The sequence below is a fragment of the Jannaschia sp. 2305UL9-9 genome, assembly GCF_041403465.1.
In the GTDB taxonomy this organism is placed as follows: Bacteria; Pseudomonadota; Alphaproteobacteria; order Rhodobacterales; family Rhodobacteraceae; genus Jannaschia.
Map to the genome: position 1 here is coordinate 278,863 of NZ_JBGEHM010000002.1, position 20,072 is coordinate 298,934.

General features: G+C 63.3%; 17 protein-coding genes. 9 read left to right on the plus strand and 8 right to left on the minus strand.

From position 1 onward, the window contains the following. Window positions 1-31: 31 nt before the first annotated feature. The 3 genes from V6N07_RS09205 to V6N07_RS09215 are packed head-to-tail and all read left to right on the plus strand — an operon-like array spanning window position 32 to window position 3,665. Complete coding sequence (locus tag V6N07_RS09205; RefSeq protein WP_371155817.1) at window positions 32-958, plus strand: TAXI family TRAP transporter solute-binding subunit; 927 nt, start codon at window positions 32-34, stop codon at window positions 956-958. Window positions 959-1,016: 58 nt separating this feature from the next. After that, entirely contained in the window at window positions 1,017-2,903 is a 1,887-nt protein-coding gene (locus tag V6N07_RS09210) for a TRAP transporter permease (RefSeq protein ID WP_371155818.1), read from the plus strand. Window positions 2,904-2,909: 6 nt separating this feature from the next. After that, window positions 2,910-3,665 (plus strand): sulfite exporter TauE/SafE family protein, encoded by a 756-nt coding sequence (locus tag V6N07_RS09215; RefSeq protein ID WP_371155819.1) that lies wholly within the window; start codon window positions 2,910-2,912, stop codon window positions 3,663-3,665. On the opposite strand, the gene V6N07_RS09220 is transcribed toward V6N07_RS09215, so the two are convergent. Continuing rightward, on the minus strand, window positions 3,662-4,621 hold the full coding sequence (locus V6N07_RS09220; protein ID WP_371155821.1) for a YihY/virulence factor BrkB family protein: 960 nt from the start codon (window positions 4,619-4,621) through the stop codon (window positions 3,662-3,664). The two genes, V6N07_RS09215 and V6N07_RS09220, sit on opposite strands and share 4 nt — an antisense overlap. 330 nt (window positions 4,622-4,951) lie before the next feature. Between V6N07_RS09220 and V6N07_RS09225 the strand changes: the two genes are divergently transcribed. The 4 genes from V6N07_RS09225 (at window position 4,952) to V6N07_RS09240 (ending at window position 9,105) form a co-directional block, all read left to right on the plus strand. After that, window positions 4,952-5,938: a TRAP transporter substrate-binding protein gene (locus tag V6N07_RS09225; RefSeq protein ID WP_371155822.1), complete on the plus strand. Its 987-nt coding sequence runs from the start codon at window positions 4,952-4,954 to the stop codon at window positions 5,936-5,938. A 99-nt stretch (window positions 5,939-6,037) separates the two neighbouring features. Further along, window positions 6,038-6,529, plus strand: a complete 492-nt coding sequence (locus tag V6N07_RS09230; RefSeq protein WP_371155824.1) for a TRAP transporter small permease — start codon at window positions 6,038-6,040, stop codon at window positions 6,527-6,529. Further along, complete coding sequence (locus tag V6N07_RS09235) at window positions 6,529-7,839, plus strand: TRAP transporter large permease (RefSeq protein ID WP_371155826.1); 1,311 nt, start codon at window positions 6,529-6,531, stop codon at window positions 7,837-7,839. Before V6N07_RS09230 ends, V6N07_RS09235 begins: the two co-directional genes overlap by 1 nt. Before the next feature lie 285 nt (window positions 7,840-8,124). Then, window positions 8,125-9,105 (plus strand): zinc-binding dehydrogenase, encoded by a 981-nt coding sequence (locus V6N07_RS09240; protein WP_371155828.1) that lies wholly within the window; start codon window positions 8,125-8,127, stop codon window positions 9,103-9,105. Window positions 9,106-9,210: 105 nt separating this feature from the next. Here the strand turns inward: V6N07_RS09240 and V6N07_RS09245 are convergent, their stop codons facing one another. The 6 genes from V6N07_RS09245 to V6N07_RS09270 form a co-directional block, all read right to left on the minus strand. Beyond that, window positions 9,211-9,957 carry an SDR family NAD(P)-dependent oxidoreductase gene (locus V6N07_RS09245; RefSeq protein ID WP_371155830.1) on the minus strand — a complete coding sequence of 249 codons (747 nt, stop codon included), beginning with the start codon at window positions 9,955-9,957 and terminating at the stop codon, window positions 9,211-9,213. A 43-nt stretch (window positions 9,958-10,000) separates the two neighbouring features. Beyond that, window positions 10,001-12,325, minus strand: a complete 2,325-nt coding sequence (locus V6N07_RS09250) for a DUF4962 domain-containing protein (RefSeq protein ID WP_371155831.1) — start codon at window positions 12,323-12,325, stop codon at window positions 10,001-10,003. Between the two features lie 70 nt (window positions 12,326-12,395). Then, the gene (locus V6N07_RS09255; protein WP_371155832.1) at window positions 12,396-13,961 is read right to left on the minus strand and encodes an extracellular solute-binding protein; all 1,566 of its coding nucleotides are present in this window, start codon (window positions 13,959-13,961) and stop codon (window positions 12,396-12,398) included. 31 nt (window positions 13,962-13,992) lie between these two features. Beyond that, window positions 13,993-14,865, minus strand: a complete 873-nt coding sequence (locus tag V6N07_RS09260) for a carbohydrate ABC transporter permease (protein WP_371155834.1) — start codon at window positions 14,863-14,865, stop codon at window positions 13,993-13,995. A gap of 15 nt (window positions 14,866-14,880) precedes the next feature. Continuing rightward, on the minus strand, window positions 14,881-15,885 hold the full coding sequence (locus V6N07_RS09265) for an ABC transporter permease (protein ID WP_371155835.1): 1,005 nt from the start codon (window positions 15,883-15,885) through the stop codon (window positions 14,881-14,883). Further along, complete coding sequence (locus tag V6N07_RS09270) at window positions 15,882-16,985, minus strand: ABC transporter ATP-binding protein (protein ID WP_371155837.1); 1,104 nt, start codon at window positions 16,983-16,985, stop codon at window positions 15,882-15,884. Before V6N07_RS09270 ends, V6N07_RS09265 begins: the two co-directional genes overlap by 4 nt. Before the next feature lie 175 nt (window positions 16,986-17,160). On the opposite strand from V6N07_RS09270, the gene V6N07_RS09275 reads away from it, so the two are divergent. Beyond that, entirely contained in the window at window positions 17,161-18,411 is a 1,251-nt protein-coding gene (locus tag V6N07_RS09275) for an enolase C-terminal domain-like protein (RefSeq protein ID WP_371155839.1), read from the plus strand. After that, window positions 18,405-19,691: a hypothetical protein gene (locus V6N07_RS09280; protein ID WP_371155841.1), complete on the plus strand. Its 1,287-nt coding sequence runs from the start codon at window positions 18,405-18,407 to the stop codon at window positions 19,689-19,691. Before V6N07_RS09275 ends, V6N07_RS09280 begins: the two co-directional genes overlap by 7 nt. Here the strand turns inward: V6N07_RS09280 and V6N07_RS09285 are convergent. Beyond that, complete coding sequence (locus V6N07_RS09285; protein ID WP_371155842.1) at window positions 19,688-19,999, minus strand: cupin domain-containing protein; 312 nt, start codon at window positions 19,997-19,999, stop codon at window positions 19,688-19,690. The genes V6N07_RS09280 and V6N07_RS09285 overlap by 4 nt on opposite strands. Window positions 20,000-20,072 lie beyond the last annotated feature (73 nt).

Here is a 20,072-nt window from a genome sequence, read left to right on the forward strand (position 1 = left end):
CAGACAGGACACGAGAATTTGGGAGGATTCTATGACCACCTTGAACACACGCATGATGCTCGCCGGAATTGCCATGGCGGTTTCGGCATTCGGTGCGCAGGCCGAGGAGCTGCGCATCGGCACGGCCAGCCTCGGGGGGGCCTTCTATCCCGTGGGGCAGGCCGCGGCCAACCTCGTGAACAAGCATGCGCCGGACTACACGATGGTTCCTGTCGTGACCGCCGGCGGCACCGAAAACCCCCGCCTGATCGGCAACGGAGAGGTCGACATCGCGATCGGCAATGCGAACACGTCCTTCTTTGCCTCACAGGGGATGCCCCCGTATCAGGACAATATCGATATCGCGTCGATCGGCACCCTTCACAGCTCGATCCTGCATATCGTCACGCTGGACGGCTCCGACGTCACCAGCATTTCCGACCTCAAGGGCAAGCGGGTCGCTGTCGGCCCGGCGGGCGGCGGCACGCTGAACCTGCTGAACGATGTGCTCAGCGTCCATGGCCTGAGCTTCGGTGACATCACCCCGAGCTTCCTGTCGTATGCGGACGGCTTCAGCCAGCTGTCGGACGGGGCCGTCGATGCCTCCATCGCATTGTCCGGCTTTCCGGCAGGTGCGGTGATCCAGACCTCGACCACGACGGACATCGCCTTCGTCGACATCGGACGGGAAAAACTGGACGAGATCATCGACCAGTTCCCCTATTACTCCATCGTCGAAGTTCCGGCCGAGGCCTATGGCACCGACGGGCCGCTGACGGTTCTGGGCACCAAGAACATCCTGATCACGCAGGCCGACGCGGACGAGGACAAGATCTATCAGATCACCAAGGCGATCTATGGCAACCTCGAGGAGTTCGCGACCGAGAACGCCAATGCGCGCCAGATCGTCGCCTCCGAAGCCTACGACATCGCGGTTCCGCTGCATCCCGGCGCCAAGCGCTTCTTCGACGAGCAGTGATCCCCCACGGGTCCGGGCCTTGGCCCGGGCCCCAACCTGCAGCAGCTAAGGCGCTGATATGATACTGACATCCTTGCGCACGACAACTCGTTGGCTGGCGATCGGCCTCGGGCTCTGGCACCTGTACCTCGTTTCCGGCTTTGCCTCCGTCTCGACGTTGGAGGTGCGCATCGTCCACCTTGCGATGATGCTGGTGCTGATTTTCCTCGTGCTGGCCGAAAAGCGCCTTGCCACCCTGCCCGAGGGTGCCCCCCTGCCGTGGCCCCTGCTGATCGTCGATGGCATCTGCGCCGCACTTGCGGCAGGAACCGGGTGGTATCTGTATTCCCGCTGGCTGGACATCGCCCTGTCCGGGGGCATCACCAACGATACGGACATTGCGGTCGGGGCGGTGGTCATCGGGCTGGTCATGTTTGCCGTCATCCGGCGCATCGGCTGGTTCCTCGCGGGGATCATCCTGATCTTCCTTGCCTACCCCATCGTCAGCCCGTGGTTGCCCGGCGTGTTCGAATCCCGCGGCTATGCGGCATCGCGGGTGGCGGGTTTCATGACGACGTCATCCGAAGGGGTCTACGGCATTCCGCTTGGCGTCTCGGCCACGTTCATCATCATGTTCTCGATCTTCGGCGCCTTCCTGAATACCTTCGGCGCCGGGGATTTCTTCTTCCAGATCTCCAGTAGGTTGACCCGTGGCGCGCGTGCCGCGTCCGCCAAGACGGCGGTGGTCTTTTCGACGCTGCTAGGCATGATCTCCGGCTCGGCGGCGGGCAATGTTGCCGTCACCGGCACGATGACGATCCCGATGATGAAGCGAGAAGGCTACAAGCCGCATCAGGCGGGCGCGATCGAGGCGGTGGTGTCGACCGGAGGGCAGATCATGCCGCCCGTCATGGGGGCCGCGGCCTTCATCATGGCCGAGATCATCGGTGTTCCCTATTCCTCGATCATGGCCGCGGCGCTGATCCCGGCACTGCTGTTCTTCACCTCGATCTTCTTCATGGTGCATCTGCAGGGTCTGCGCATGGGGATTGCCCCGGTTCCGGCCCCGACGGACGAGGCACCGCTGATGTCCGTCCTGCTTCCGGGCCTGCGGTTCATCGTGCCCTTCGTCCTGCTGGTCGGAATGATGGTTTCGGGATACTCTCCGTTCAAGGCATCGTTTACCGCCCTCGGTGTTCTGCTGGCCGGGTGCGTCCTGCTGGAATTGCGCAACCTGCGTGGTTTCATGGCCAAGACGCTGGACGCCCTAGAACAGGGGACCAAATCCGTCATGTCCATCGCCGTGGCCTGTGCGGGCGCGGGCCTGATCGCGGGCGTTCTCGCGATGACGGGGCTGGGCTCGAAGATCTCCGGCCTGATCGTGACCGTTTCGGGGGGTGAGCCGGTGATCGCCCTGTTGCTGACGATGATCACCTCGATCATCCTCGGCATGGGCCTGCCGACGACCGCGGCCTATCTGATCCTTGCAACGGTGGTTGCCCCGGCCCTCGTCAGCATGGGCGTTCCCCTGATGACGGCGCATCTGTTCGTCTTCTTCTATGGCTGCATCTCGACCATCACGCCGCCCGTTGCCCTGGCATCCTACGTGGCCGCGGGAATCGCGGACTCCGATATCAACAAGACAAGCTGGACGGCCTTCGCCTATGGCATCACCAGCTACATCCTGCCGTTCATGTTCTTCTTCGGTCCTGCCCTCCTGATGGACGGGACGGCGCCTGAAATCGCCGTGGCGGTCGTGACCGGATTGCTCAGCGTATTCTGTTTCTCGGTGGCTGTCGTCGGCTACCTGTTCGCGAAACTGCCAATGGCGCTGCGGGGCACCTTCGCGGTGGTGGGGCTGACGCTGCTGTATCAATCCTGGGCCACGGATCTGATCGGCGTTGCCGCCTTTGCCGGCCTGGCCCTGCTGCTGCGCGCGGGCGCCGCTGCCCGGGCGCGGGCCTGACCCGCGATGGGGGCGCTGTCGCTGACGGATCCATGGGCGCTGTTGGCGGTGGCCGTGGCGCTGTCGCTGGGCGGCATCCTCAAGGGGGCGACGGGGGCAGGCCTGCCCGTGATCTCCGTGCCGGTGCTTGCGTCGCTCTATGATGTGCGGGTCGCGGTCGCGGTGATGGTCCTGCCGAACCTCGTCACGAACCTGAACCAGGTACGCAAGTTCCGCGCCCATGCCGTCCATCCGGCGTTCGTTCGCCGCCTCGCGATCAGCGGGGCCCTCGGGGCAGGCGTGGGCACATTGGCGCTGGCGTGGCTGCCCGTGGCGGTGGTCGAGGCGGTGATGGTCTGCCTGATCGTGGCTTTCATCGCGCTGCGGCTGACGCGGCCCGACCTGCGGTTGTCACAGGCCATCGCCGACCGCTGGGTATGGCTGGCCGGTGGCACGGGCGGCATCCTGCAGGGGGCCGTGGGAATCTCGGCCCCGGTGGCGGTGACGTTCCTGTCTTCGATGGCCCTGCCCCGGCCCCAGTTCATCGTGACGGTATCGGCCTTTTTCGCCGCGACCTGCGTCATCCAGCTTCCGGTGCAGATCCATTACGGGATCATGACGGTGGACACGGCATTGCTGGGGCTGTTCGCGTTGATCCCGCTGACGGCCGCCGTCCCGGTTGGCGAATGGATCGGTCAGCGGTTCAGCGCGGCGATGTTCGACCGCGTGATCCTGCTGTTCCTTGGCGCCCTTGCCGTCAAGCTGCTGCTGGACCTGGTCTAATGGGCATCGGTCGACGGGCGCGCCACCTTGTCCGCCATGACGGCCCCCCGCTGGCCCATCGGTTCATCTTGGCCCGTCGTCGTGTCGCGCGCGGTCTGATGTTCCATCTCGGAGTTCAACTCGGCCCCGAGGATCAGAACCGTCAACGTCAGCCACAGCCAGGTCAGGAAACCGACCACCGCGCCAAGCGACCCGTAGGTTTCGTTGTAGGTGCCGAAATTCGAGACGTAGAAGGAAAAGGCCACCGAGACGAGCACGATGCAGATCGCGGCCAGGATCGCGCCCGGCGTGATCCATGCCCATTCAGGCGCCTCGCGCGAGGGGCCGTAACGATAGAGGGCGGCCATGAACAGAACCAGCGCCAGAAGCCCCAGCGCAGCGGTCACGATCGTCGCGATCACCCCGCCCGATGCGCCCAGAACGGCGCTCAGCACGATATCGGTCGTGATCAGGGCAATGGCACCCGCCATCGTCACGACCGTCATGGCAAAGGCCTGCAGCGTCAGGCCGACGAAACCCCGCTTTTCGTTTTCGTCGTAGGCGACGTTCATCGCCTCGAACAGGGACTTCATGCCGGATGTCGCACTCCACAGGGCGACGGCAAGCGACAGGACGAAGGCAAAGCCGAGCGTCCCCTGATCCGTGCTGACCAGCCTGTCGATCTGATCCTGCAGGATCGTCATGCCGCCATCCGGAACGATGCCCTGCAGGACCGCCATGTGTTCCTGGATGGAGCCCGTGTCGAAGAACAGGCCGTAAAGCGACACGAACGCAGCCAGCGTCGGGGCCAGCGCCAGAAGCAGATAGAACGTCACCCCCGCGGCCACCAGAAGCACACGGTCGTCGGACGTTTCCGCCACGACCCGGCGGGCGATATCCTTCCAGCCGCGCGGCGGCACTTCGGTCGGCGTATCGGCAAGATGGCCGCGATGCGGTCTATGCGAGGTCGTTGACATGATGGGCCCTTGTGCTGCGATGACAGGAAAACCCCGATCGGGGGCGGCTTGTTCCCGGATCGCGCAGGATCAGGGAAGGATGTCATCCCGAGAGCCCGACATTCCGATGCGAAACGTCGCCGGATTCGCCCATGCCCGGCCCGCCCCGAGGGGGGCCGCAAGCGAGGCTGTTCGAAACATGCAAAACCGCTCCAAGCATTTGAGATAGAAAAACTTCAAGATTTTGTTTGCCTTTTGCGCGCTGATCCATTTCAATCTGGGATACTAGGTGACCGGTTAAGGGTGGGCGCAGTCGACTGCGCCGAGGGCCGCACCAAAGGGAGAAAAAAGATGACCAAATTTACACTGACGGGCGTCATGCTCGCGGGTGCTGTTGCCGTGGCCGGATTGGCCGGTGCGGCGTCGGCGCAAACCACGTTGCGCGGGGCCAGCATGTTCGATGAGGAGCATGCCTTCACCAAGACGCTGCGCAAGTTCGAGGAACTCGTCCAGGAAAAAACCGACGGCATCGAATTCGATCTGCGCCTGAACGGGGAGCTGGGCGTCGAGAGCGACTACGTCACCTACCTCAATCAGGGCGTTGCGGTCGATTACACGATCATCGCCCCCTCCAACATGGCCGTGTTCGCGGAATCCATCCCGTTGATGGACATGCCGTTCCTGTTCCGTGATCTGGACCACTGGAACGCCGTCCTGTCCTCCGATGCCCTTGCCCCGCTGGAGGAGGAACTCCGCGAGAAGGCCGGTATCGTGATCGTCGGCTATACCGGTGGCGGCGTGCGCAACCTCGTCTCCAAGGAGCCGATCGCCAACATGGAAGAGCTGGCCGGTCACCGGATGCGCGTCATGGGCGCCCCGATCCAGGCCCAGACCTTTGCCGCCGTCGGCGCTGCCCCCTCGGCCATCGCCTACAACGAGGTCTACAACGCCATCCAGACCGGCGTCATCGGAGGTTTCGAGAACGAAGCCGCCTCGATCCAGAACCTCAAGTTCTACGAGGTCGCCCCCTACATCACGCTGACGCAGCACACGATCACCGTGCGCCCGATCGTGATGTCCGCCAAGACCTTCGACAGCCTCGATGCCGATGTTCAGGCCGCGATCATGGAAGCGGGTGCCGAGGCCGGTGCCTATGGCCGTGAACTGGAAAGCCGTCAGGACGGCGAGAAACTTCAGGAAATGGTCGATGCCGGCCAAGTGACCCTGAACGAATTCGAGGACCGCGACACGATGCTCGAAATGGTCATCCCCGTACAGGATGCCTACGCCGCCGAACTGGGCGCGACCGAGCTGCTGGAAGCGGTCCGCGGGATGTGAACCCTCCCCGGCTGGTCCCGGAAACGGGACCGCCGTCACGACCGTCCGGGGGCGCCTGTCGCCTCCGGACACTTTCTTCTCTTGAATACGGGTTCCCCCATGATCGGTCGCATCCTTGACCAATTCTGCAATCTGCTGCGCGTGCTGCTGGGCGTACTTATGGGGGCCCTAGCCATCCCCGTCGCGATGCAGGTCCTGTCGCGCTATACCGGGATCATCCCGACTTTCCTGTGGACCGAAGAACTCTCGACGTTCATCTTCATCTGGGTGGTGATGATCGGCTCCATGGTCGCTGTTTGGGACGGCACCCACTTCGACGTGCGTGTCATTCCGGACGCCACGCGCCCCCTGGGCCGCCTGCTGCAACAGGGCGTGGTTCTGATCCTGATCATCGCCTTTTCCGCGTTGTTCGCCATCTATGGCATCGAATACGCCGAATTCGGCGGAAACCAGAGGTCGGTGATGATGCGTGCGAACCTGATGGTGACGCATATCACCGTACCGATCGCGGGCGCCGTCTGGACCGTCTTCGCAACTTACCGCCTGTGGGAGGTGATCTCGACCTACCGCATGACACGGGGAACTCTCTAATGATTGTCGGAACAGGCCTTGCCTGCGCGCTGCTCGTCGGTGGCTTCATCTTTCTTGTGGCGATCCGCGTGCCCGTGGCCTTTGCCCTCGGCATTGCCACCATCCCGGTCGTGATGCTGGAACTGCGCCTGACGCCGTTCATCGTTCTGGACCGGATGTTCCAGTCCTACAATTCGTTCATCCTGCTCGCCGTGCCGTTCTTCCTGCTGGCGGCGAACCTGATGAACTCGGGCAAGGTGACGGACCGGCTCATCGAATTGGCCCGCGTGCTTACCGGCTGGCTGCCCGGTGGTCTGGGGCATGTGAACGTGGCGGTGTCGATGCTCTTTGCCGGTATCTCGGGCTCATCGACCGCCGATGCGGCAGGCTGCGGCAAGATCCTGATCCCCGCGATGGTGCGCGAAGGATATGACACGCGCTTCGCCGTCGCGATCACCGCCTGTTCGTCCGTCATGGGCGTGATCATCCCGCCGTCGATCCTGATGGTCGTCTGGGGCGGCGTGATGCAGGTGTCGGTCGGCGCGCTGTTCCTTGGCGGGGCAATCCCCGGCCTAATGATCGGCCTTGCGCTGATGGGCACGGTCTATGCCTATGCGAAGGTGTATGGTTACCCCGTCGCCGGAACGCCGTCGCTGTCGGAGACGTGGAAGGCATTCAAGGGGGCCGCCCTTGCCATGCTGACCCCGATCCTGGTGATCGGTGGCATCGTGGGCGGCATCGTCACCCCGACCGAAAGCGCCATCATCGCGGCGGGCTATTCCCTGATCCTCGGCATGTTCGTCTATCGCACGGTCAAGGTGCGGGACCTCGGCAACATCTTCTATGATACGGGTCGGTTCGCGGCGATCAGCCTGTTCGCCATCGGCACGGCCAGCGCCTTCGGCTGGATGCTGTCGTTCTACAACGTGCCACGCCTGATCGTCGGCACGATGACGGCGCTGGAGTTCGGGCCCTTCGGCACGGCCATCGTCATCGCGGCGCTGTTCCTGTTCTTCGGCCTGTTCATCGACGCGATCCCGACGATCATCATTCTGGGCACCGTGTTGATGCCGGTGGCGCAGAATGCGGGCATCGACCCCATCGCCTTCGCCATCATCGGCATCGTCGCCCTCGCCTTCGGCCTCGTGACGCCACCCTACGGGTTATGCCTGCTGATATCGGCGGCCATCGGGGGGCTGAACGTGGTTCAGGTCATGCGCGACGTGGTCATCATTCTTGCCCCCATGCTGATCATCCTGCTGCTGATCATCGCATTCCCGGAGATCGCACTCTGGCTACCCAAGACCCTGATGCCGGGCACGTTCCAGTAGGATACCGAAGGGCGACCGGTTTCTCGGCCGCCCTTCGGCCGGCGGGCGGCGCGCCTGCCCGCACCTCGGACAGTTCACGTTAAGATGACTTCACCCGGTGACGGTGGACGTGTTCGCATCCGGGTCATAGGTGCGGCCGATGACCGGATGCCCGCAAATCTCCCTCCTCTCGCCCAGTCCGCACCCCCTCTCGGGGTGCCACGGCACGAGAACAGGCGTTCGCCGCCCCATGCGGCGCGGCCGCCCGCGGCGATCCGGTGCCCTTGAACAATCAGGAGACCTGCCATGAAAGCCGCCACACATGATACCTTCGGTGACCCCGGCGACGTCGTCGCCCTGACCGAGGTGGAGACACCCGTGCCGACCGCCGGGCAGGTCCTCGTCCGGATGATGCTGTCCCCGATACACAACCACGACCTTTGGACCATCCGGGGCAACTATGGCTACAAACCGGATCTGCCCGGCGCCATCGGCGGGTCCGAGGCGATCGGGCGGGTCGAAGCGGTCGGCGAAGATGTCGACCAGACGCTCGTGGGGAAACGCGTTGCAATCGCCGGAGTCCATGGCACTTGGGCCGAGTATTTCACGGCGCCGGCCGCCGGCCTGCTGCCCCTGCCCGACATGATCAGCGACACGGTCGGCGCCCAGATCATCGCGATGCCGTTCAGCGCGATTTCCCTTCTGGAAACGCTCCGCGCCAGAAAGGGTGACTGGATCATTCAGACAGCGGCAAACGGCGCCGTCGGCAAGATCATGGCCGTGCTGGCCAAATCACGCGGGCTCAATTTGCTGAACCTCGTACGCCGGGAAGACGCGGTCGCAGAACTGCAGGCCCTCGGCATGGACAACGTCCTGTCGACCTCTGACGCGGGATGGAAGGACGCCGCGCAAAAGCTGATCGGTGAGGGGGGCGCCGCCTCGGCCATCGATTCGGTCGGAGGGGACATCGCGGGGGATCTCGTCGATCTGCTTGGCACGGACGGCGAGTTGGTGGTGTTCGGAACCGCGACCGGCGCCCCCATGCCCCTGTCGTCCGGCGCATTGATCATGAAGCACATCACCGTCCGCGGGTTCTGGGGCTCCCGCGTCAGCGCGGAAATGGCTCCCGAGGATCGCACGCGTCTGATTACCGAACTGGTGACCCTCGCGGCGACGGGTGAGCTGACGCTTGATGCGGATGGGATCCACCCTCTGGGCAAGGTCGGCGAAGCGCTCACGGCGGCGCAGACCCCCGGGCGCAGCGGCAAGGTCCTGCTGCAAGGCTAGGACACGACTTGGCCCATGCTGCCCGTCCCTGAGAGGACGGGCCCCGAAACTGAAAGGCCCCCGTCCAAGGACGGGGGCCTTTCCTGTCGAAGCTGGCGCCGGACGTCAGCTGAAGGCAACGCCGCCGTTGATGTCGTAGCAGGCGCCCGAGATGAAGCTCGACTTCGGACCGGTCAGGAAGACGACGAGGTCGGCGACCTCCTCGGGGCGGCCTTCACGCTTGAGCGGGGTGGCGTTGGCCACGTTGGCGCGCACCGCATCCTTGGTGAAGATGTTGTGGAAATCGGTGTCGATCATGCCGGGGTTGATCGCATTGACCCGAATGTTCGGCCCCAGTTCCTTGGCCAGACCACGCGTCATGGTGATCGCGGCCCCCTTGGAGGCGGCATAGACCACCGCACCGGGCCCGCCGCCGTCACGACCGGCCAATGACGCCATGTTCACGATCGCGCTGCCCTCACCCATGTGGGGCAGGCAGGCCTTGATCATGTGGAACATGCTCGTCAGGTTCAGGTCCATGACATAGTTCCAGTGGTCGAGGTCCATCTCGGCGATGGTCTTGCGCCCCACGAGGCCGCCCGTGTTGTTGACCAGCACGTCGACCTTGCCGAACGCCTCGACCGTCGCATCGACAAGGGCCTTGGCCCCTTCGGCTTTGGTCAGGTCGCCCTGAAGCGCGATGGCGTTGCCGCCGGCCGCCTTGATCTCGGCAACGGCGCTGTCGGCGCCTTCGCTGCTGGAATGATAGTTGATCGCGACGTTCGCACCCTCGGCCGCAAGGGCCATGGCGCAGGCCCGCCCGATGTCGCGTCCGCCGCCCGTGATGATTGCCGTCTTGCCGTTCATGGTCATGTTATTTGCCTTACTCGTCTGTGTTCAGGGCTGTGCAGGGGCCTTAGCGGCCCACGTCGAAGGTTTTTGGCACGACCACCTTGAACGTCCGCTCTTCAGCGTCGGTAAAATAGAGGTCGCAGTCGTATCCCTGGTCATCCAGGAAACTGAAAACGCGGCGGGGCGCGTCGAGAGGATAGGGCACCAGCAATGTTGCGATGCGGTGGCGGATCGCCGTCGGGAACCGGGCGTGCAGGCACGTCGATACCGGCAGGCCCTCGTAGTCAACCGCATCAACGCCCGGAAAGCCGGTTTCCTGCGTCATGTCGGGGCCGCCGGCCTCGGACCACAGCACCTTGCCGTAGAAACCCGCACGATCGCCGGTGTACCGGAAGGTGCTTTCCCCAAGGGTCATCGGGGCATTCGCATGCAGCAGCCAGTCGACATCGACCGGTTCGGACGCATCGATGCCATCGACGATCACGAAATAGCTGTTCTGTACGAAGTAGACGTCCCGCGTGACCGAGGTGATCGCCGGGTTGACGGACGCATAGGCGGCCGTCGAATCCGACGCGATATGCACGTGATCCTCGGCCTCGGTCACCGACTTGATGATGCCGGTGGACCGCATGGCGCGGGCCTTGTCCTTGTCGGCATATTGCCCCTGACCATTGATCAGGACAGCGTTCTTGGAGCGGGTCTGGCGCCGCCACTTCTGATGCATGGACGAATTGAAGGCGACGTAGTGCCCCGACTGGATTGCCAGATCCTCGCCGAAGGCGGCAAGGCAGAAGGCGCCCTGATCGCCATGGCTGTGGCTGATCGATCCGTAGGGGGATGCCTTCATCACGAACTGGATGTGGTTATCCGGATCGGCCATCGCCTCCTGGATGGCGACCCAGCCGACACCCTTGAACCAGCGCGTGCCGCTGGGCGGGTCGATGGCCTCGACGATCGGATAATCGGTGCGATAGACCATCTCGTCGAAATTGAAGTCCCACCAGCCCCAGTTGTAGAACGCCATCTCGGTGCCGGGATCGTTGCGTTTGATCTCGTCGTAATACCACTGGTAGGCGCCGTTGCCGGTCACGCCCGCGAACTGTCGCAGGTTGTAGCCGATCTTGAGGCTGGGCAGATCGCCCATGGTGCTGTCGTCGCCAAAGGTCGCGCGGCGGGTGTCGGGCGCCTTGGTGAACAGGGGGAAATCCCCGGTCGCCTGAAAGAACGGGCGCTGGTAGATGTCGATGCCCGTGAACGACCGCAGCAGGTTCGCCGCGTCGATCAGGTAGGCCATCCCTGTCATCCAGTAGTGCGGCCCCTCGGCCCAGCCCCCCTGTGCGTCCCCCCAGGGGGAATAGACGGTGAACAGGAACTCGATCGAGTAGTCCAGCCAGTCGCGCGCCTCGGGCACCTCGTCCAGCAGGGCAATGCAGGACGGGATCAGAACGGCCGACACGGCACGCACCGCGTGGCTGTCGAAGGGGAAGGTCTGGATATTGGCGTTCTTGATGATGTGATCGGCCGTTTCGCGCGTCCGGGCCAGCAGGGCGTCGCGGACCTTGGCGCGTTCTTCATCTGTCAGCTCGCCGTGCAGCCAGTCGTAACCCCAGGCCAGCGCAAGGTTCACGCGGAACGCCCATTCATCGGTATAGCTGCGCGAAGTGGTGCCCGCCGGGTTCCAGTCGGCCGCAGCCAGCAGCCAGTCCTTGGCCCGCGCCGTCATCTCGGCGTTGTCCGTCACGGCCCCGCCGACGGCGAGGTGCCGGATCGCATAGATCAATTCCTGCGTGTCGATATAGGTCTGCCGCCAGATCGAGGCCACGCGCTTGTGCCCCGGATAGCCCGCAGGCTCGTCCATCACGGGACGGTCCATCCAGGGCAGGACGGATTTCTCGTAGAAGGTCGACCAGGTGCAATGGTCCGGGTCCGCTTTGACGGCGGCCTTGAACTCGGCAAGACGCGCGGGGGACAACCACAGGCGCGGGTGCGCCATGTCGGCCTTGTCGTAGCGTGTCGCGCGACTGTCCAAGGGTGTTTCGGGCAGGCCCTCGGCAATCGAAAAAGCGCGGTCCTCGCTCCACTCCGTTGCCGGGGCACCGTCGGCCCAGACGGTATAGGACCAGACATAATCTCCGGCCGGGAACACCGTGTCCGGCGTCAGGAAGTTCAGCGGCAAATCCGTGAACAGCCAGCTTGCACCCTTGGGATAGGTCGGATCGGTCGACACACGAACGGCATAGCGCGCCTCATCCTCGATCACGGGCAACCAGGTGAAGCGAGGCGGGTTCTCGACCACTGCCCCCCCATCCGGGCCGTATTGGATGTTCAGGCGACCGGCACGGGGCTGGTCGAGGGCGGGCAAGGCGGTTTGGGTGGCTGCCGGGGGCATGCGCAAACTCTCTGTCTGTCGGGGAATGGAAAGGAGGGGGGCGGCGATCCGCCCCCCGTCATCTGGCGGATCAGCCGCCGTATTGACGCTCGTAGGCGCTGTTCATGGCATCCAGCACGTCCTGATACCCCATGGACTCGAGGGTCGCGACGTAGTCGTCCCAGTCCTCCGTGACGTCGCCGTTGCCCAGGATCCAGCCCTGCTGACGCTCCAGCATGTAGTCGCGGATCGACGGCCAGTTGCGGTCGTAGACGCGCTGTTCCTCGGCATTGAACGACACCCCGAGGAAGTCGGGGACAAGCAGGTCCATCGTCTCGTAGAGGGCGATCCCCTCGAGCGCGATCGGGTTGGTCCACTGCTCCTCGTAGCCGTAGTCCTGGAAGTAGCCGCGGGCCTGAAGCTGCGATCCGACTTCATACAGCTGGTTGTTCACCGGCTTGCCGTTGGTCAGGAACTCTTCGGTGAAGGTCGGCTTGCCGTCGACCATCGTGTACTGCTCGCCCTCGACACCGAAGTTGGCAAGACGGCGGCCTTCCTCGGTGAACCAGAAGTCGAAGTACTTGATCGTCTCAACGGGATGCTCGTTCGTCGCACCAATGGCCCAGCCGTCGGGCTTGACCAGAATGCGGCGATGCTCCTCCATCCGGACGCCGGACACGGAGGCAGGCGGCAGCATGGCCTTGAACTCGAACCCGGGCACGCGTTCGGCCAGCGAGTCGTTGTAGCCGGCGGTCGAGGCGAACCAGTCATGGGTCATGCCGCCGAGGTTCTCGGACAGCAGGTATTCGCGCGAGGAGGAGCCACGGGTGAACACCTCGGGGTCGATCAGGCCCATCTCGTACCAGCGTGCGAGGTTCGCGATACCGTCGCGATACCCTTCGCCGGCATAGGGATGCACGACCTCGCCGTCCTGCACCATGAAGTCATGGTAGGTGTCCGAGCCGGTCGAGCGACCATCCCAGAGGGTCACGAGGCGGACCAGTTCGGGCCACTGGCGGGCGAAGAACGGGATTTCATCGGCGATGCCGTTGCCGTTCGGATCGCCATCGCGGAAGGCGATCAAGACCTCTTCCAGCTCTTCCACCGTTTCCGGCGCTTCGAGGCCCAGTGCCTCCAGCCAGTCGGTCCGCACAAAGTAGGCGCGACCGTATTTGCCGTCGGGCAGGTAGGGGATGTAGTACATCTCGCCGTCGGCGGCGGCGATGGCTGCGGCCAGCTCCGGGCGTTCCTCGAAGAAGGCGGAGATGTTGGGCGCATGTTCCGCGATCAGGTCGTTGAGCGGCACGAACGCGCCTTCAGGGCCATACTGGTTGACGAAATCCTTGAGGCGGCTGGAACCGACGATGTCCGGAATCTCGCCGGTGGCCAGCATCAGGTTGAGCGCTTCGGTCCGGCCATTGTTCTCGGACGTGCGGGTGTTCGCACCGACCGTGTTGTCGACGAGGCTGATGCCGGTCAGCTCGCTGGCGATCTTCTCCACCGGCCATTCGCTGTCATAGCGGGGATAGCGGGCGTGGTTCATCTGGATGGTCAGTTCGAGCGGCTCCTCCACGATCCGCAGGTGACCATCGGCAAAGGCCGGCGCGGTGAGCATGGAGCCCATCATCAGGGCCGTCATGGCTGTGATCTGTCGCATAGTATCCTCCCTTATGCGATTGACGTCGTTGTTATTCTTTCACCCCTCCAAGAAGGATGCCCTTCTCGAAGTACTTCTGGATGAAGGGGTAGATGATCAGGACCGGGATGATCGAACAGACGATGATCGCCGCCGTCACGGTCTCGACGGAATAGGGGGACGACAGCAGGGTGGCACCGAATTCATTGTCGTCCGACAAGGTCACGATGGTGTGGCGCAGGTAGACCTGAAGCGGGATCTTGTTCTCGTCCTGCAAAAGGACCATCGCCCAGAAGAAGCCGTTCCAGCGAGAAACCATGCAGAACAGGGAGACGGTCGCGATCGCGGGCTTCGACAGGGGCACGAACACCTTCCACAGAACCTGGAATTCGTTCGCCCCGTCCATGCGCGCCGCCTCCTCGAAGGATGCGGGGATCGATTCGAAGAAATTGCGCAGCAGGATGATGTTGAAGCCGTTGACCGCGAAGCCGATGATGATCCCGATGTAGCTGTCCAGCAGGCCAAGGTCGCGCATGTTCAGAAAGAACGGGATAAGGCCCGCGTTGAACCACATGGTGAAGGCCACCATCAGGTTCCAGAAACGCCGCCCCTTCAGCTGCGGACGCGACAGGGCATAGGCGCCGGGGATGATGAACAGCAGCGACGTGATCGTGCCGCCGATCGTGTAGATGAAGGTGTTGCCGTAGCTGATCCAGAACGTGCTTTCGCTGAGCACGCGCTTGTAGGCGGCAAGCGTCACATCCAGCGGCAGCAGGACGACGTTCCCCGCCCGCGCCTCGAAACCCGAGGACAGGGAAATGGCGGCGATGTAGATGAACGGATAGAGCGTCGACAGGGCGAACAGACCGACCAGGGCCATGTTGACCCAGACGAACATGCGGTCACCGCGCGAGTAGAGATTCATGTTTGCCATATCAGATCACCACAAGGACGTGCGCGAAAAGCGGCGCGAGATTGCATTGGCGGTAATCACGAGGACAAAGGCCACGACCGCGTTGAACAGGCCGGCTGCGGCGGCGAAGTCGTATTGCCCCGCCTGCAGGCCCTGCCGGTAGATGAAGGTGTTGATGATATCCGCCGTCTCGTAGGTGGCGGGCTGATAGAGCAGGATCACCATCTCGAACCCGACTTCGAGGATGTTGCCGATACGGATGATCAGCATGATGATGATCGTCGGCAGGATCGACGGAAGGGTGATCTTCCACATCATCTGCCAGCGGCTGGCCCCGTCCACGACCGCGGATTCGTACAAGGTCGGAGAGACACCCGCGATGGCGGCAAGGTAGACGATGGAGCTGAAGCCCGCTTCCTGCCAGATGCCGGTGCCGACGAAGATCGGCCGGAACCATTCCGGTTTCGTCAGGAAATAGATAGACTCTCCCCCGAAGAAATTGATGATCGCGTTCACGATACCCATCGAGGGCGAGAACGATGTGATCACGATGCCCGCGATGATGACCGACGAGATGAAGTGCGGCAGATAGGCGATGGTCTGTGTCGTCCGCTTGTAAAGCGCGTTCGTCACCTCGTTGAACATCAGCGCCAGCATGATCGGGATCGGGAAGCCGATCACCAGCGACCAGAAACTGATCAGGACGGTGTTCTTGATTGCGCGCAGGAACTGCTCGCTCTCGAACAGGCGCTCGAAGTGTTCGAACCCGATCCAGGGCGACCCCGCCACACCGCGGAAGATGGAATAATCCTTGAACGCGATCTGCAGGCCGTACATCGGCTTGTAGAGAAACAGGACCAGCCAGATGACCATCGGCGCCAGCAGCAGGTAGAGCTGCCATTCACGCTTGAGGTGATCGCCGACCTTCTGAAGACGCGAAGGTTCGCTGTACCGCTCTGCCTCTACCGCCTGCGCGACCAGTTCTTCGACCGGCGGGCGGCCCGCCTTTCCTTCGGTGGTGATGTCGCTCATGCCGATACCCGGGTCTGACCTGACAGGGCCCGGCCGGTATCGGCGTCGAAGACCTTGATCATGCCGGGTTCGATGGCAAAGCCGTTGACCCCGCTCAGGTGGGACATGGCACCCTTGGTCTCCGCCTTGATGACGAACGGCTTGTCGTTCAGCGTCGCATGGATCAGCGCCTCGGAGCCCAGCGTCTCGATCAGTTCGACATCGACATTGACGCGGTTGGGATGGCTGGCGTCCAGCGTGACGTATTCGGGACGCAGACCCAATGTCACCTCACGTCCGGCGGCCCCCTGCAACCCCGGCAGGGCATCCAGCTTCAGGCGCTGACCACCGAAGACGGCATAGGCACCATCCGCTGCGGTCTCGATCGTGGCGTCGACCATGTTCATCGGGGGCGACCCGAGGAAGCTGGCCACGAAGGTGGAGGCCGGGTTCAGGAACAGGTCCATCGGGGTGCCGACCTGTTCGATCCGGCCATCGTTCATCACGACGATCCGGTCGGCCAGCGTCATCGCCTCGACCTGGTCGTGGGTCACATAGATGGAGGTCGCGCCAAGACGTTTGTGCAGGCGCTTGATTTCGGCGCGCATCTGGGTGCGCAGCTTGGCGTCGAGGTTGGACAGAGGTTCATCGAACAGGAAGACCTTGGGGCGCCGCACGATGGCGCGGCCCATTGCGACGCGCTGCCGCTGGCCGCCCGACAGGTCCGCCGGACGCCGTTCGAGATAGGCGTTCAACCCGAGGATGCTGGCAGCCTCATCGACCGAGGAGGCAATCGCTTCCTTCGATTCCTTGCGGATCTTCAGGCCGAAGGCGATGTTGTCCGCAACCGTCAGGTGGGGATAGAGCGCGTAGTTCTGAAACACCATCGCGACATCGCGATCCTTGGGTGCGACACGGTTCACGACGCGGCCATCGATGCTGACCGTCCCGCCCGAGATTTCCTCCAACCCCGCGATCATGCGCAGCGTTGTTGATTTTCCGCAGCCGGAAGGCCCGACAAGAACAACGAATTCCTGCGGCGCAACGGTCAGATCGATGTCATGCACGACCTGCACGGCACCATATTTCTTGACCACACCGTCCAGAGTGACTCCCGACATGTCTTCCCCCCAACGTGGTATCGCGCCGCCCTCGCAGCCCACCCATCTGTTCAGATGACGGCGTGACCCTCCTCACACCGCCAATTGCTCTGGACATCTAGTATCCTAGTATTGATGATAGTCAACAGGAATTCCGACAGGGCAGGTTTCGGACTTCCGCCGGGGAGGGCGAATCATGAGAGTCGAACAGGTCGAAATCACGCCGATTGCGGTTCCGGATGTGCCCTTGCTGAACACCAAGGGCGTGCATCAGCAGGTTTTTCTGCGCTCCATCATCGAGGTGACGACCGACACCGGGATCACGGGACTGGCCGAAACCTACGGGGCCGCACGCACGCTTGATGCGCTCAAACAGACAGCGCCCCACCTTGCCGGCCTCGACGTCTGGAACCTGAACGACCTGCGCCGCCGGATCGAATCCGCGCTGCCGGACGCGGGCGGAATCAACGCCCCGACGATGCTGGCCGACCACCAGAAGGTCGATGTCGCCTATTCCGCGTGGGAAATGGCCTTGCTGGACATTCAGGGCAAAGCCATCGGGCGCCCCGTCTCGGACCTGCTTGGCGGGGCCGTTCGCGGGCAGATCGGTTTTGGCGCCTATCTGTTCTTCAAATTCGCAAAACCCGCCGATCAGGTCGGCGAGGATATCATGGGCGAGGTCATGACACCCGATGCCATGGTCGAACAGGCACGCATGCTGGTCGATGCGCATGGCTTTCGCTCTCTCAAGCTGAAAGGTGGCGTGCTTGAACCGGACGCAGAGGTCGAAACCCTGCTGAAGCTGCGCGAAACCTTTCCAGACCACCCATTGCGCATCGACCCTATGGGAGCATGGACCGTTCCGACCGCCTTGCGGGTGATCGACAGGCTGCATGGTGTTCTCGAATACCTCGAGGATCCGGTGCGCGGCATGGATGCGATGGCCGAACTGGCACGACAGACCGACATGCCCCTCGCCTCGAACCTCGTTACCGTCGAGTTCGAGGACGTGATCGAGGTTGCCCGCAACGGGGCCGTCCAGATCATCCTGTCCGATCCCCATTATTGGCGCGGACCGACCGGGTGCCGACACCTGGGCGAAATGTGCCGCGCTGCGGGGATGGGCGTCGCGATGCACTCCAACTCGCATCTGGGGATCAGCATGGCCGCGATGTGCCACGTTGCCGCCGCGACCCCGAACCTCCGCTTCGACGTCGACACCCACTATCCGTGGTCGCGTCACGACGTGGTGAAAGGCGGGCGCGCGGCCTTTGCCGACGGCAAGCTCGACGTGCCAGCCGGGCCCGGCGTCGGGGTCGATCTCGACCGGGACAGCCTGACCGAACTGGCCAGCCTGTACGACACGATCATGATGCAGGATCGCGACGACACCGAAGAGATGAAGAAATACATCCCCGATTACGTGCGTCAGGTGCCCCGGTGGTAGCGAACCGACCCTCCCTGTCATCGCCCGAACAGCGATTGGCCCAGGGCCATGTCATCCGATCCACCCTGATGGGAACCTTGTCCAAGGACATGGTGACCGGGCCATTCCTCGTTGCGTTCGCGGTGCAGGTCGTGGGGTTTTCCAACGGGCAACTGTCGCTGATGCTGTCGTTGCTGCCGCTGGTGATCGTCCTGCGCTATCCCGTGCTGGATCGTATCCGCGTCCATCCCCGGCGATCCGTCACGCTTGTCGCGCGGGCAATTCAGCTGACCTGCCTGTTGCTGTTGGCGATCCTGCCACAGGCGTGGATCACCCTGCCCGTCCTGACCGGAATCGCCATTCTGTTCGTCATCGGGAACGAGTTTCTGCAGAACGCCGTCTGGACCAACCTCGTGGCCGAGGTTTCGGCACGCGGTGATCGGGGGCGGTTCCTCGGGCGGCTGCGCACCGGCAAGCAGGCCACCGCCCTCGCCTTTGCCTTGTTCGGGTTTCTCTATGTCGGCGATCAGCTGGACCGGCAGGAACATCGCGTCCTTCTGGCCATCGTGATCCTGTTGCTGCTCAATTCCGCATTCTGGCTGAGCCGGATGCCCTCCGCCCCGCCCCCGGACGAGGTGCGGCGCTTTTCCGGGCGGGGCCGGTTCTGGCACACCCTGCGCACGTCACCCCTGTTGCGTCGCCCGCTGGTGCTCCTCCTGATCAACGGGGTTCTGCATTGGCCGATCCTGAACGTCTACCTGCTTGGCACGCTCAACATGCCTGCCAATCTTCTGATGCTGAACGTGGTGGCCGGTATGCTTGGCCCGATCTTCAGCGTGTTCCTGTGGGGTCGGTCGGCGGATGCCCTGGGCGAACGCAGGATCTATCGCATCTATTTCGTCGGCGCGCTGACGCTCTATCCGATGCTTCTGCTGGTCCCTGATTTCGATGCCGTGACACCCGGGGGACGGGACTGGACCATCGGGCTGACCGCGCTTTTGATGTTCAACTTCCTGATGGGCATTCTCGACGCCGGGCAATTGATGGCCGCGTCGATGTATCAGTCGCGCTATGTCACCGCGGGGTCGGGGTTTCACGCCATCAATATCCTGACGATGGCGGGGCAGCTGTTCATGTCTGTCCTGACAGCGGTCGGCGGCCTGCTTCTGGCGACGGGCACGACCGGCGCCGCGACGGCCTGGGGGCCGCTCTGGATCGATATCTTCCGGATCGCGACCATCGCCATCGTGACGGCGACGATCGTTCTGGGCCTGGCTGTCGCCAACGGGATCGAGGACTAGAGGAAGTCATCCCGCCGGGGGGTGAAGCTGTCGATCAGGCTACCGGCCTCCAACGCGACACAGCCGTGGGTGACCATCGTGGGGATGATCATGCTGTCCCCCGGCCCGATCACCGTCGTCTCGGACCCGATCGTGAACTCGAACCGGCCGGATGCGACATAGGTTCCCTGGATGTGCGGATGGTTGTGCAGGGCGCCGACAGCCCCTGCCTCGAACTGAAATTCGACCATCATCAGGCCCGGCGCATCCGACAAGACGCGCCGACGCGCGCCCGGTGCGGTTTCGACCCACTCCCCAATTTCCGGCATTACACCCTCCCAAGGCTCGTTGTATGGGCTGACAAAACAGGGCTGGATCGCATGTCGTCCAGACTAGTTTAAG